General features: G+C 39.0%; 8 protein-coding genes. 7 read left to right on the forward strand and 1 reads right to left on the reverse strand.

The features are described 5' to 3' along the window. Nucleotides 1-312 precede the first annotated feature (312 nt). From ACLLO5_RS18785 to ACLLO5_RS18795, 3 genes are all read left to right on the forward strand, one after another. Complete coding sequence (locus ACLLO5_RS18785) at nt 313-1659, forward strand: DUF58 domain-containing protein (protein ID WP_413171998.1); 1347 nt, start codon at nt 313-315, stop codon at nt 1657-1659. Next, complete coding sequence (locus ACLLO5_RS18790) at nt 1656-3680, forward strand: transglutaminase-like domain-containing protein (RefSeq protein WP_413171999.1); 2025 nt, start codon at nt 1656-1658, stop codon at nt 3678-3680. The genes ACLLO5_RS18785 and ACLLO5_RS18790 overlap by 4 nt, the downstream gene beginning before the upstream one ends. Nucleotides 3681-3838: 158 nt before the next feature. Beyond that, nucleotides 3839-5656: an ArnT family glycosyltransferase gene (locus ACLLO5_RS18795; protein ID WP_413172000.1), complete on the forward strand. Its 1818-nt coding sequence runs from the start codon at nt 3839-3841 to the stop codon at nt 5654-5656. An 8-nt stretch (nt 5657-5664) separates the two neighbouring features. Here ACLLO5_RS18795 and ACLLO5_RS18800 read toward each other — a convergent pair whose 3' ends face one another. Next, on the reverse strand, nt 5665-9018 hold the full coding sequence (locus ACLLO5_RS18800) for an ATP-binding protein (RefSeq protein WP_413172001.1): 3354 nt from the start codon (nt 9016-9018) through the stop codon (nt 5665-5667). 603 nt (nt 9019-9621) lie between these two features. Between ACLLO5_RS18800 and ACLLO5_RS18805 the strand changes: the two genes are divergently transcribed. The 4 genes from ACLLO5_RS18805 to ACLLO5_RS18820 all read left to right on the forward strand — a co-directional run bounded on the left by ACLLO5_RS18805 (nt 9622) and on the right by ACLLO5_RS18820 (nt 14492). Then, a complete protein-coding gene (locus ACLLO5_RS18805; protein ID WP_413172002.1) occupies nt 9622-10218 on the forward strand; it encodes a KaiA family protein in 597 nt (198 codons plus the stop codon). Between the two features lie 197 nt (nt 10219-10415). Beyond that, complete coding sequence (kaiB, locus tag ACLLO5_RS18810) at nt 10416-10727, forward strand: circadian clock protein KaiB (protein WP_013193180.1); 312 nt, start codon at nt 10416-10418, stop codon at nt 10725-10727. A gap of 190 nt (nt 10728-10917) precedes the next feature. Next, on the forward strand, nt 10918-12462 hold the full coding sequence (gene kaiC / locus ACLLO5_RS18815) for a circadian clock protein KaiC (protein ID WP_013193181.1): 1545 nt from the start codon (nt 10918-10920) through the stop codon (nt 12460-12462). Between the two features lie 122 nt (nt 12463-12584). Then, nucleotides 12585-14492, forward strand: coding sequence for a TolC family protein (locus ACLLO5_RS18820; protein WP_413172003.1), 1908 nt, complete (start codon nt 12585-12587; stop codon nt 14490-14492). Nucleotides 14493-14597 lie beyond the last annotated feature (105 nt).

Below are 14597 nucleotides of genomic sequence, written 5' to 3' on the forward strand. Positions count from 1 at the left end.
TAATCTTATGCTGGTAAGGGAGTAAAATAGTTATTGATACTAATTTATGGATTGGTTTTTTAGTTACAGGAAATCAAGGGTTATTGGTAATTGGGAAATTTGCAGGGTAAGTATTCAGGATGGAGAATACTCCAAATCAGGAGAATAAAGGATTTTTTAGTCAACTTTGATGATTTTGATAAAATTTCACTTCCCTCTATTCTTTATTTCATAAGCATTCTGACTCCTGACTCCTGACTCCTGACTCCTGAATTCTTACTTTGCAGGTACTGAAATAGTTAAATATCAAGACTATTTAGCAAAGTTATAAAAATGCCAAAATTTATATATCAAATATATCATTTTAGTTCAGCCATTCAACACAGACTTACAAAACGAATTACTATTAGTGGCTTTGCAGTAATTTTATGCTTAATTTTTGCAGCTGCTTTAGGTTTAGATACAACCCAAAATCTGACCTATCAAATATTCACGTTCCTATTATCTATCCTCATTATTGCTACTGTTTGTAGTCTATTATTTCGCTTCCGTTTTAGTGCAATCCGTACCTTACCACGGTTTGCAACAGTTGGTGTTAAACTAAAATACAGAATTATCATTCATAATAAAACCAATCAAAAGCAAACAAACTTAAAATTATTTGAAAATTTTGCTGATCCTCGTCCAACCTGGAAAGAATTTCTAGAAACACCAGAACCAGAAGAACATAAACGCACTCCTTTAGATATAAAATTAGGTTCTTATCGGTGGTTGTGGTTAGTTTCCCGTAAACAGTGCGGAACAGCAAAAACTATAGAATTACCACCGCTTCAATCCAATAGCAAAACAGAAATCATTGGCGAAATTACACCCACCCATAGGGGAGTAATGCGGCTTGTAAGTATGACCATAGCAAGACCAGATCCATTTGGTCTTTTTAATGCTTGTCATACTATCTTATTACCCCAATCTTTATTAATTCTGCCTAAATTATATAAACTACCACCTATTCAATTACCAGGGTTAAAAAAATATCAATCTGGTGGTATATCATTAGCTTCTTCTGTGGGAGATGCTGAAGAATTTCGCTCTTTACGAGAATATCGTCCTGGGGACTCTATCCGCAAAATTCATTGGAAAAGTTGGGCAAAAGTCGGTAAACCCATCGTTAAAGAAGAACAAGATGAATTCTTTGTCCGTCACGCATTAATTTTAGATACATTTCAAACTGAAAAATATAGTCCCATTTTAGAAGAAGCCATCTCAATAGCAGCTTCATTAGCATCGGAAGTGCAAACTCAAGAATCTTTATTAGACTTGATGTTCGTCGGAAATGAAGCCTACTGTTTTACCTTTGGGAGAGGAATCAGTCATACAGAAAAGATGTTAGAAATTCTGGCTTCTGTGGGTTCTTGTCGGGATAAATATTTTGATTCTATCATCCCAGTTGTGTTAGAAAAAATTTCTATGTTAAGTGGTTGTATCTGCATATTTATCTCTTGGGATGAAGAGAGAAAGAAGTTAATACAATATCTCAATAATATGGATGTACATACATTAGTTTTAATTCTCACTAATGACCATGATAACTTAAATAAAACTGAATTGATGCAGTATGAATTAGCAACTTTTCATATTTTAAATATCAACAATATACAACAGGAATTGATGCAAATATGAAAACACCACCGTTACTACTTGGTGCGACTATAATGTTTTGGGGTTGGCAAACTGGAATATGGATTTTTGCTATACCAATAGCTATACTTCTTGAATGTTCTCGTTTTGTGCAGTCTCGCTGGGATTTTTCCAGTGATGATATCAAGCAGATTGCTAATTTATGCTTGGTTATTCTGGTTTCTGTGAGTATTTATCTATTAATTGCTAACCGTTCTTTTTATATAGTCTACACTCTCTTACAGTGGTTACCTATTGTATTTTTTCCGTTGATAGCTGCTCAGATTTATGCTGTCAATGACAGTGTTTCCCTAACTACGCTGTTTTTAATATTTAACGATGAAAAAACAGGAGAACAAAGCAACAGTTTTAGGATTAATTTAACTTACCCGTATGTTGCCCTTTGTATTTTAGCTGCTAGTAATGCTAATACGGAAAATATATCTTTTTATATGGGGATGTTTATTCTTGTAGCTATTGCGTTGTGGTTTGTTCGTTCTCCTAGATTTTCACCTATTATCTGGCTTTGTTTATTCCTCACTGCGGGAAGTATTGGTTTTGTTGGACAAATAGGACTACACCAACTTCATTTGAAAGTAGAAGACCAGTTAGTATCATGGTTTAGTGATGCTATTGGACAAGAGGTTAATGCTTTTAAAAAAGAAACAAGCATGGGAGAAATTGGAGTTTTAAAACAGTCCAATGATATTGTTTTTAGGGTGGCTTCTGAAAACAAGAATAATTTCCCCATTCTCTTAAGAGAAGCAACTTATAATAAATATCAATCTGCTTTATGGATAGCATTAAATCCTGGATTTGTTCCTGTTAAGCCAGAGGCTAATAATACAAGTTGGCGTTTAGGAACGAAAACGGATAATATTTCTACACTCACTATTTATGGGACACTCAATCATGGTAAAGGTATCTTGAGATTAGCTAATGGCACGGTAGCAATTGATGATTTACCAGTTATTGAGATGGAGAAGAATAAATATGGAACGATAAAAGTAGTAGGGAAAGTTAATGATCTCGCTTACAAAGTTCAATTTAATGACCAAGTTTCTTTAGATAGTCCTCCCACAATGGATGATTTACAAGTTCCTACAGCAGAAGCATCAGCTATAAATGAGATTGTTAATAAGTTGGATATTCAAGGAAAATCTGCTCAAGAAATTTTGCCAATTGTAGACGCATTTTTATTAAAAAATTATCGTTATTCACTCCAACTTACAGGTAAAGATTCTACTTCTACATCTTTATCAACATTTTTGCTCACAACTCGTGCTGGACATTGTGAATATTTTGCTAGTGCAACAGCTTTAATTTTGCGTGCTTTAGGTATTCCAGCCCGTTATACCGTAGGTTATTCGGTTCACGAATTTAGTAATTTAGAACAGCAATATGTTGTCCGTAGTCGTCATGCTCATGCTTGGACAATGGTATATATAGATGATAAATGGCAAGCTTTTGATACTACACCTTCTGATTGGACAAGTATTGAAGATGGAGGTGTTTCTAAATTATCAATTATTTCTGATTTATGGTCATTCTGGGGTTTTAAACTTGCCAGTTGGTTAAGAAGTATTAGCAGTAGTGGTTTATTTAAATATATTTGGTGGTTGTTGCTGCCATTAATTTTAATGATGATAGCTAAATCTGCTCCTCAAAAAAAGGTGCAGCGTGTATTTAAGAAGCGGCTATTATCTACAGTAACTTATAACAATCAAGGGGAAATTAGCAAGGATTCGGAATTTTATTTAATTGAGAAGGCATTAAATGAATTAGGATTTACAAGACAGCCTTCCGAGTCTTTAAAGAATTGGATGGAAAGATTAAAAAAGGAAATTTCCGCATCTGATTTGATTGAGGAGTTATCATCATTGATTGAAATTCATTATCGCTATCGTTTTGATCCCCAGGGTATTGAAGATGCGGAAAGAGCAAGATTACAGTCTGCTGTGCAATTATGGTTAGAGCAATTGTCAGAATCAGGATTTCCAGGATTTAAGGATGAACAGGATTAAATTTGGGATTTTATTACTCATTACCCATTACCAGCCTTAACTATGCCTCCTGCCTCCTGCCTTCTGTGATGTGAGAACAAAATCGCACCAATGAACGACTTTTGAATTATTGTGTTTAAGGGAAAGACACAATTTACCGTGTCTGTGAGTATGGATTTATGAGGCTAAAATTGAGCGATCGCACCTCTGTTGACCAATGGTTTAATAAGATAGAACAGCGTCCAGCCCTGGCTGTGACTATTTCCATTGTCTGGTTGCTGTTGATTAATTTCATAGCTTTTGTCTGGAATTTGGGCAATATTGGCTTAATTGACGAAACTGAGCCGCTGTTTGCAGAAGCTTCCCGACAAATGCTAGTTACAGGTGATTGGATTACACCCTTTTTTAATGGTGAAACTCGTTTTGATAAACCAGCGTTAATTTATTGGTGTCAAGCGATCGCCTACTCTATTATGGGCGTAAATGAATGGGCAGCCCGCATACCCTCAGCATTAGCAGCAGCAGCAGTCACGGCTTTGGCATTCTACGCTGTCCAGTGGCATTTTGCCAAAAAAGATCAATTAGAGCAAACTGCAAATCCTACTCGTCGTTACTTAACAGCGGCGATCGCATCAGCTTTAATGGCACTCAATCCCGAAATGATTGTTTGGGGGAGAGTCGGTGTTTCCGATATGTTACTCACCGGTTGTATAGCCTCAACTTTGCTTTGCTTCTTTTTGGGATACGCTCAAAATTCTGCCCCTTCTCCCTTCCCCAATAAATGGTATCTGGCTTGTTATGTGTTGATTGCCGGCGCAATTTTAACTAAAGGCCCAGTGGGAATAGTTTTACCAGGATTAATCATGATTGCCTTTGCCCTATACTTAGGCAAATTCTGGGAACTGTGGCGAGAAATGCGCCCGATTTTGGGCATGGGAATAGTCTTCGCTATATCTGCTCCCTGGTACATCTTGGTGACTTGGCGCAATGGCTGGAATTTTATTAATGCCTTTTTTGTTTATCACAACATAGAACGCTTTACAGAGGTTGTGAATGGTCACTCAGCCCCTTGGTATTTTTATTTTTTGGTAGTATTGTTGGGTTTTGCACCATATTCAGTTTTTATACCTGTATCCATGACCAGGTTAAGATTTTGGCAGCGATCGCAGTGGAAAACTCAGGAACGTTCTCAACAATTGGGTTTATTTGCCTGTTTCTGGTTTCTGGGAGTATTTTGCTTTTTCACCATCTCCGTTACCAAACTCCCCAGTTACGTATTACCTTTAATGCCAGCAGCAGCCATTCTTGTGGCCTTATCGTGGAGTAACCTGTACCCAAACACACAAACTGATCAAGCTTTCCGCATCAGTAGTTGGGTGAATGTGGCTTTTCTTTCCACATTGGGAGTGGCATTATTCAACATATCCCACATCATCGGCACAGACCCCGCTGCACCTGAATTGTACGAACAAATGCAAAATTCAGGAATCGCTAATGTGGGTGGGATAATTTGGCTGACTGGTGCTGTCATTATCGCTATTTTGATCCTCACTTACCGTTGGCGTGCCATCATCACTATTAATCTGGTAGGTTTTATCGCCTTTTTATCATTGGTTTTAATGCCTGCTTTATTCTTGATGGATCAACAACGTCAGGAACCTTTAAGACAATTATCTGCGATCGCTGTCAAAGAAAGACAACCCAACGAAGAATTAGTCATGGTCGGTTTCAAAAAACCCACTGTCACCTTCTACACCCAAAGCAACGTTAATTACCTGAAATTTTCCCAACAAGCTTTAGACCATATTCACAATCAAGCAGCCAACAAAACACATCCAGCATCACTGCTACTTCTGACCGAGCAGAAAAAATTGATTGACATGAACCTACCACCGGATAATTACAAAAACATCGCCACCAAAGGAGCTTATAATCTCATTCGCATTCCCTTACAGAGAATCAAACAAAACAAACCAGAAAAACCAAACATCTCGTAATTGCCCAATCAACACTTTTTACCATTTACCAAAGCCTGATTAATTTGGTTTAATAAATCTTCCATGGAGATAGAACGAGGTAATATCTGGGTAGCAATACGACCAGCAATATCGGCCAAATCACCAACCCCATTATTATTTTTTAATAGCTGATATCCTTGCTTGTTTGGTTGTGAAATTTCTGCATTTGTCACCTGATTTAATCTTTGATCAATCATCAAAATAGGTGGTAAATTTAACTGTAAATTCGGTAGAGCTTTTAATGCTTTCTGCACTTCTTGATGAAGAGCAGATTCACCCAAACAAATTAGGATTAAATCAACACTTTGATGGCGAATTTGTTGCAGCATCTCTGCCCAAGAGTTTCCCATAGCCGCTTTAAAACCAGCAGTTTGTAAATACTGAATTAAAGCTTGAAACCATTCTGATCCCCGTTCTGTATTGGCGGAAGATTCACCCTGTCCAAACTCACTTTTGAGCGCAGATTTTTTTTCTAGTTGTTCACCCTTAACCTGCTTAGATTTTACCTGTGGCAAATCAAGCATCATGGTAATATCTACCACTAAAATATTGGGAGGACAGCAAATACCAGAAGCAATTTGCAGCACTGATAATAAAGCATCTGGTTTTCCTTTAGCATGAACATTTTCTTTACCCAAAGGAGTTAAGTAAGGAAACACAGACAATTCTGGTATTTGGGAAGCACTCAAAGTAGTAGCAACATCGCAAGTCACCAACGGTATAGCCGCTAAACGTGGATACTTAGTCAACTTTTGCAGATAAATTTGGGCTGTAGAAGTTTCCACATCTAGTAAAATGACATCAAACTGCCAAACCCTGGCTAAAAGTTCTGCTTGATCTAAATCATCTACTTCAATGACTCGATGTTCTCGCAAAGAAGGTTGGGGATTAACAAATTCTAATTCGGGATTCACCAACCTCAGAATCCGCAAAGGCGTTTTTATGGGGTTGTTGTTATTTTCTAAACCTATTTGTTCAGCTTCTGGTGTAGTACACAATCTTTCCAAAATCGGGACTAAAGCCTGATGTTCAACTGGTAAACTCAAGAAACTATCAGCACGGTGAGCATAAGCGTGTTCTTTTTCTGCTCCCGTCGCTGTGACAATCACAGGAATATGGCGAGTTGCACTATCGGATTTTAGTAAAGTCAGCACATCCCAACCAGACAGTAGGGGTAGTAAGGGGTTCAAAAATATAGCTTTTGGTTGCAAACGACGGGCTTTTTCCAGTGCTTCTGTTCCCGATCGCGCAATCACCACCCGATAGCCTAAACTTTTCAGATGTTGGGTTAAGTCTTCAATATATCGAGCTACTGCTTCAACAACTAACACTAATCGTTGAGAAGAAATAGGTTGATGTGATTCCGAATTTCCCCCTTCGGATTCCCCAAAGCTGGTTTTGGGAGGAGTGGGTGGTAATAGCAGGGTAAACTGGCTACCCTTGCCTTCCTGAGACAAAAAGCTAACATCTCCCCCATGTAGACGAGCCAAAGCCCTTGTTAATACTAGTCCTAAACCAGTACCTTCAAATTGTCGAGTCAGGGGATTTTCTAATTGTTGGAATTTTTGAAAGATTAAATGTTGTTGGTGTTCAGGAATACCAATACCTGTATCCCAAACTGTAAAAGCAATCCAACCTTCCCAGCGATTCACCCGTAACCCAATTTCTCCAGAGGTTTCGGTGAATTTAAAGGCATTAGAAAGCAAGTGTACCAGCATTTGCCGCAATCGTAATTCATCTGCAACTATCTGCTCTAAGCCTGGTTCAATAGTTAAGCTGAATTGATGATCCTGTGAATGCTTGCTTTCAGATTGAGAGGAATGAGGAAATTTGCTAGGTTGATTGTGGAGGGTTTTAACTTCTGATAAAGCGCGATCGCACACTTCCCTAATTTGCACTGGGGACGGAGTAAGTTCCATCTGTCCAGTTTCCATCCGAGTCAAATCCAAAATATCATTAATCACACTCATCAAATGGCGGCCACTTTGATGAATTAAACTCGCATAACGGGCTTGTCGCTCGTTTAATTCTCCTAATTGTTGATCTACCAACAAGCGTGACAAACCCAAAACGGCTGTCAGCGGTGTTTTCAGTTCATGACTAATACAAGCTAAAAACTCATCTTTTAACCGGTTCAGTTGAATCAGATCGGCATTTTTCGCTGCCAATTCTTTGAAAAGTTGTTGTTGTTCGGTAACGTCAGTGGCTAAAACTAACCATAAATCCTCAGTTAAAAGGTCTGGGTTCTCAGTTGTGAGTGTAACTTTTGAATCACCACTCAAAACTTTTAACTCATGACTATCTAACGGGATTTTGGCAAACTGCCAAATTCGCTCCTGACCATTCTGCACTTCTACAACACAAGTACAAGTCCCCTGTTGAGCATCCAAATAGCAGTGACTACCAGAGGTACTATTTGCAGGTAATTTTGACTCGTCAATGATTGGTGGATTTGATGGTGAGTGAAGGGCTTCATTTCTGGTAGAAAAGTGATTACCATCAGCAGGCCATTTCATCGACGTGGATCTTTCTTCAGTTTCACCACCTCTGGGATGGGGATGAATCCTAACTGCTTGTTGATTAGCGTATTCTAGGTCTTGAGGCCGGACAGGCGCAAGAATAGTTTCTACTTGTTGTCTAATTCCTTCTGGGTCTTTTAAAACTCCTAATTGTTGCCACCAGGCAGGATTTTGCGTTAAAACCTCACCATTACCAGTTTGTAACATCAAAGGCCAAGGCAGTCTTTCTAGCAACTTCACCAAAGGCTTGTGCTTGAATGGTTGATGCTCAATTTGGTTGTATGAGCGATTTTTGGACACACCCTGATTTTCCGTTCCTATGCCTGGGAAGCCCAGACCTATTGTTGATCTTTTCCTCGCCAAAAAACTGAGTAAGCGTGAGTTATCCACCAGACCCACAAATTTACCATCTGAATCAGTCAACGCCCAATCTAATATTTTATTTTTTTGGTTTTGTTGATAACGCAAAAACAAATTAAATTTTTCCAGCTGCTCAGAAGCTGATATTGTCTGTATTGGTGAAATCAGACTAGGACTCAAATTAGAGATTGACTGCTGTAGATTTAAAAACGTTTCGCCACTGGCTGCTGCTAATAATTTCGGGATTAAACGGGCAGAGTATAACAATCCTATCGGGTACTGTTGTTGATTCACCACTACCAAGCGATCGCACTGCTCTTTCTCCAAAATCTCCAGCACCACTCCCAAAGTGCTTGTTTCCGGGCAGCTGGGTACGGTTGATAGAAAGTCATAAAGCGGGTAATGTAACATTAACATAAGACTTAAGGGGTCATTCTTCCTCTGTCCGCCTTTGGCATCCATTATCTGCCAAAGTGCTGAGGGTTTTCATGCATGAAAATATATCCTCCAAGAAAATTCATACAAGCGTTCTTGGTGGAAACTTAAATGTTATAGAAGCAATTAAATCCACTTTGCTAGACAATTGCTTGCCTCCCACAATTTCCAGAGCAGCTATGCTTCCGGTTGCCACTCTCGCCAACAACGCGCTATCCTTACCCGTATCTTGTTGGTATTGAAACTCCTTATCTATAGTTACAGCTAAAACAATTATCGCTCCAAAGATTCGCTTTAGAACCTTGAGGAATTATAATGATTTAGAATGAGACAATACTTTAACTTCGTTTATGTATCTTATCAAGGAGTGAAATGAATAAATCTATATTCAGATAGATATACATACCCAGATCATAAAATTTGGTCACTATATCCTCCTCTCTTGAACAATTGGATATTAAGTTATATTACACATCTGCAAAAATAGGTAATATATACATAATTCCTCAACAATTGGTTTACATAAAGCGTTCTTTACTCAAAGTTTACGGAAAAAGTTTTACCGCGCTCAAATTTAATTCAGCCTTAATATCATAATTGAGGCGATCGTCTAAGATTTATAAAAAATAAATGATACTACCCATATTATTGATTTGGCTACCAGATGTTAAAAAATCTTTATATAACATTGCTGTTTCCAATCAGCAGCAAGGTTTCATAGAGGGGTTAAATAATGTCATAGATGACATCATTAACCTATTTTTTGGTTTACCATTGACTGCTACTAGTGCTGCAAAAATCCACCAACTACATAACAGTAAACAGTTAAATACCAATCAAACAAGAGATGACAATACTCAATATGCCTACGTCTTAGCCTGTAATTACCAAAAAAACCAGCAATGGTTTCAGAAAATGAGTCTAGCCGAAAAGCAGGAACTATTAGCACAACTGAAATCAGATTATCGGCATATTTTGATAGATTACTTTACAACAGACAAAACATTAAAAATAGCGATTGATAAATTCATCAATGCATTATTTTATGCTAATATTCCTGTGCCACAAATTATAGAAATTCACATGGAACTGATTGACGAATTTTCCAAACAACTAAAATTAGAAGGGAGGAGCGATGAAACATTATTAGATTACAGGCTGACATTGATAGATATTCTGGCACATCTGTGTGAAGTCTATAGAGTTTCCAGTTCTAAAATCAATTGAATTTGTTGAATGGGTATGATTTTCTCTACACCCTAAACCCCACAGGCTGTTTTCGGGCAGTAAGTATTTAGCACTGCGCTTTACCCGGACAGCCGCAAACAAGCCTTTGTACATAGCGAAAGTAACTAAATGCACCTTGTGTACTTATAGTACACTGTATATTGTATACCTATACTCAGAGTCTATCTAGTAAATTTATGAATAAAGCCAGAAAAACCTATGTTCTCAAGCTGTATGTAGCAGGGAACACACCCAACTCCGTGCGAGCATTAAGCACACTTAAAAACATATTAGAACAGGAGTTTCAAGGAGTATATGCCCTAAAAGTAATCGACGTTCTCAAAAATCCACAATTAGCGGAAGAAGATAAAATACTAGCCACACCGACATTATCGAAAATTTTGCCACCCCCAGTTCGCAAAATCATTGGCGATCTTTCTGATAGAGAGAGAGTTTTGATAGGATTAGACTTACTTTATGAAGAATTGAGTGAAGAAGACTGGGAATAGTAATACCATTTTGGATTTTGGATTTTAGATTTTGGATTGTGAAATTATTGATATATCAGCTTTTCATCTTTCCATCTGTCCCATTCATTTTTCAAATTGGTATAAAATACTGATTCATAAAATTCATAAAAATTGAGTTCCAACTTTAGTAATTTTAAAAACCGGGTTAAATACCCATATTTGATCAGCAATGAGTGACAAAGCGCAACAAGAGCAACAAAATCCACCTATTGGGGGTGTAGAGAAAATCCGCACGATGATCGAGGGCTTTGACGATATTAGTCATGGCGGGTTACCAGTTGGGAGAACAACCTTAGTTAGCGGTACTTCTGGTACAGGTAAAACCTTATTATCCCTACAATTTTTGTATAATGGCATCACTTACTTTGATGAACCAGGAGTATTTGTTACCTTTGAAGAATCACCAAGCGACATTATTAAAAATGCCCATATTTTTGGGTGGAATTTGCAAAAACTGATTGAAGAAGGAAAATTATTTATTCTCGATGCCTCTCCCGATCCTGAAGGTCAAGATATTGTTGGTAATTTTGATCTATCAGCCTTAATTGAACGCTTACAGTATGCTATTCGCAAATACAAAGCTCATCGGGTTTCCATTGACTCAATCACAGCAGTATTCCAACAATATGAAGCAGTGGGAGTAGTGCGAAGAGAAATATTCCGCCTAGTAGCACGTCTCAAACAATTATATGTCACTACTATCATTACCACAGAACGTGGAGAAGAATATGGGCCAGTAGCTTCTTTTGGAGTAGAAGAATTTGTTTCCGACAATGTAGTCATTGTTCGCAACGTTTTAGAAGGAGAACGCCGACGACGGACAATCGAAATTCTCAAATTACGCGGAACAACTCACATGAAAGGTGAATATCCATTCACCATTACTAATGCAGGAGTTAACATTTTCCCATTAGGCGCAATGCGTTTAACACAAAGGTCTTCAAATGTCCGCGTATCTTCGGGAGTCAAAACTCTAGATGAAATGTGTGGTGGTGGTTTCTTTAAAGATTCAATTATTTTAGCCACAGGAGCCACAGGTACTGGTAAAACTCTGTTAGTCAGCAAATTTATTCAAGATGGCTGTGTGAGCGGTGAGCGAGCAATTTTATTTGCTTATGAAGAATCCCGCGCTCAACTGTCTCGAAATGCCTATTCTTGGGGAATTGATTTTGAAGAATTAGAACACCAAGGTTTATTAAAAATAATTTGTACCTATCCCGAATCAACTGGGTTAGAAGACCACTTGCAAATTATTAAATCAGAAATTGCTGATTTTAAGCCAGCTAGAATTGCCATTGATTCCCTCTCAGCCCTGGCTAGAGGCGTAAGCAATAATGCTTTTCGTCAGTTTGTAATTGGCGTTACAGGCTATGCCAAACAAGAAGAGATAACAGGCTTCTTTACCAACACAAGTGACCAATTTATGGGGTCACATTCAATCACTGATTCTCATATTTCCACTATTACTGATACAATTCTTATGTTGCAGTATGTGGAAATACATGGTGAGATGTCACGGGCAATCAACGTCTTCAAGATGAGGGGTTCGTGGCACGATAAGGGGATTAGGGAGTACAATATTACGGCTGATGGTCCGAATATTAAAGATTCATTCCGTAATTATGAACGAATTGTCAGTGGAGCGCCCACCCGCGTTATCATGGATGAAAAGGCGGAACTTTCTCGCATTGTCAAACGTTTTGAAGAAAAGTAATTTTCTGATTTTTTAATTCGGTATAGTAGTATATTATTTGCTTCATTTAGTATCGTGCTATATTCTGTGTGAAGACAAGTTTTCTGCCGCTACATAGATTGATTTTCGTGTGAGGGGATGCGGTGAAAGGACAGCACTTATTTCATAGTTTCTTGCCTGGTGTAACAGCAGCAGTATTAACGACTCAATCGGCTTGGGCTAATACCCCCAAAGTTGGTGAAGTCAAACTGGTGTCTACTCCTAGTGTCTTGACTGCAACCGATGGGAAACCCTCAGTTGTGGACGACATCAACAGACAGCAGCACAATACCACAGTTGATAATTCTCCAGCTTTAGTACCTACTTTGGATTTTAGTAACCTGAGTGTGAAGCCTGTGGCTAATCATGATGTTACAGAAGCCTCTGTGGTTCATGATGGCAGTGTGACCAAAGAAAACAGCCCGAAAACACTTTTGTCAAATACAGTGACGAGTAGCACATTAGCACAGTTACCGACAGGGCAAAAATGTTTACAGGCCAAGCAAAAAAGCCAAGCTGCTATGCTTCTGGCTTTAGAGGCTTGTTCACAAAAAAATGTGGAAACCAAGAAGGTAGCTCAAGTTACTAATCCTGTTGATTCACAAACGCCTAATTCTTCAGAGCCATCTGTTCCCAATGCAGAAACTGCCACACCTACACCAACAGGTTCTACAGGGACACCTCTGGAACACCTGAATTCTCATCCTAATCCTCTGCTATTTCCCACCAAACCAGAGGAAGTCAGGCTTCAGACAAATCAGCCCATTACTTTGGCCGAGGCGCTGGAACTGGCAAAGCGGAATAACAACGAATTACAGGTGTCGATATTGCAGTTAGGACGCAGTAAATCTGCTCTCCGAGAAGCTCAGGCTGCTTTGTTGCCTACTTTGGGAGTGAACGGTAACGTCACTAATAGCCGGAGTGCTAGCAGCACGCTGCAAGCTAAACAGCAACAGAGGTTAAATCCTCTAGCTCCTGATGCGGAGTCTAATACTAGCTTCGGTAGTCAAGCAGAACTTACGTATAATCTTTATACGTCTGGGAGACGAAATGCTGCAATTACAGAGGCTGAGGAACAGGTACGATTTCAGGAATTAGATGTAGAAAGACAATCTGAGGAAATTCGCCTGAATGTTGCTACAGATTACTATAATTTGCAACAGGCAGATGAAAATGTACGTATTTCTCAGTCAGCAGTACAGAATTCTGAGGCTAGTTTGCGAGATGCACAGGCTTTGGAAAGGGCTGGAGTGGGTACAAGATTTGATGTGTTGCGATCGCAGGTGAATTTAGCCAATGCCCAACAAGAGTTAACTGATGCTCGTTCTCAGCAAGCGATCGCTCGTCGGCGGTTAGCTACTCGCTTGAATCTGCCCCAGTCGATCAATATCACTGCTGCTGACCCTGTACAGCTAGCTGGTCTTTGGGAACGTGGTTTAGAAGATAGCATTGTCTTAGCTTATCAAAACCGCCCCGAACTACAACAGCAGTTGGCACAGCGGAATATTAGCGAACAACAACGAAGACAAGCTCTAGCATCTTTAGGACCGCAAATTAGTTTAGTTGCCAGCTATGACCTGCTAGATGTGTTTAATGATAGTATCAACGTTAGCGATGGTTATTCCGTGGGAGTGCGAGCCAGCCTCAATTTATATGATGGTGGTGCAGCAAAAGCAAGAGCAGCCCAGGCTAAAACTAATATGGCGATCGCTGAAACTAATTTCGCAGAACAACGTAACCAAATCCGTTTTCAAGTAGAACAGGCTTATTCTACCCAAATCGCCAACTTGGAAAACGTCCAAACCTCCAACGCGGCTCTAGAGCAAGCCAAAGAGTCTCTACGTTTAGCTCGTTTGCGATTCCAAGCTGGTGTAGGCACTCAAACAGATGTGATTAACGCGGAAAATGAACTTACTAGATCCGAAGGTAATCGCGTTCGCGCCATCTTGAACTACAACCGTGCTTTAACCGAGTTACAACGCTATGTGACATCTAGAGCTTTTAAGAAGTAGATCAACAAAACTTTTTTAAAAGAGCCAAAAGCCTCATTTAGCAGTGTAATTACTAGCAAATGAGGCTTTTTAGTCAAAATTCGGTGTAGGGTGTAGGGTGTGGGG

Origin of the sequence: Anabaena azotica SJ-1, from assembly GCF_047275885.1 — a bacterium.
GTDB classification, from domain to species: domain Bacteria; phylum Cyanobacteriota; class Cyanobacteriia; order Cyanobacteriales; family Nostocaceae; genus Trichormus_B; species Trichormus_B azotica_A.

Excerpts from the sequence above, each read along its gene's own strand:
- ACLLO5_RS18785 (WP_413171998.1), top strand. The coding sequence starts at position 313 with ATGCCAAAATTTATATATCAAATATATCATTTTAGTTCAGCCATTCAA.
- ACLLO5_RS18790 (WP_413171999.1), top strand. The coding sequence starts at position 1,656 with ATGAAAACACCACCGTTACTACTTGGTGCGACTATAATGTTTTGGGGT.
- ACLLO5_RS18795 (WP_413172000.1), top strand. The coding sequence starts at position 3,839 with ATGAGGCTAAAATTGAGCGATCGCACCTCTGTTGACCAATGGTTTAAT.
- ACLLO5_RS18800 (WP_413172001.1), bottom strand. The coding sequence starts at position 9,018 with ATGGATGCCAAAGGCGGACAGAGGAAGAATGACCCCTTAAGTCTTATG.
- ACLLO5_RS18805 (WP_413172002.1), top strand. The coding sequence starts at position 9,622 with ATGATACTACCCATATTATTGATTTGGCTACCAGATGTTAAAAAATCT.
- kaiB (WP_013193180.1), top strand. The coding sequence starts at position 10,416 with ATGAATAAAGCCAGAAAAACCTATGTTCTCAAGCTGTATGTAGCAGGG.
- kaiC (WP_013193181.1), top strand. The coding sequence starts at position 10,918 with ATGAGTGACAAAGCGCAACAAGAGCAACAAAATCCACCTATTGGGGGT.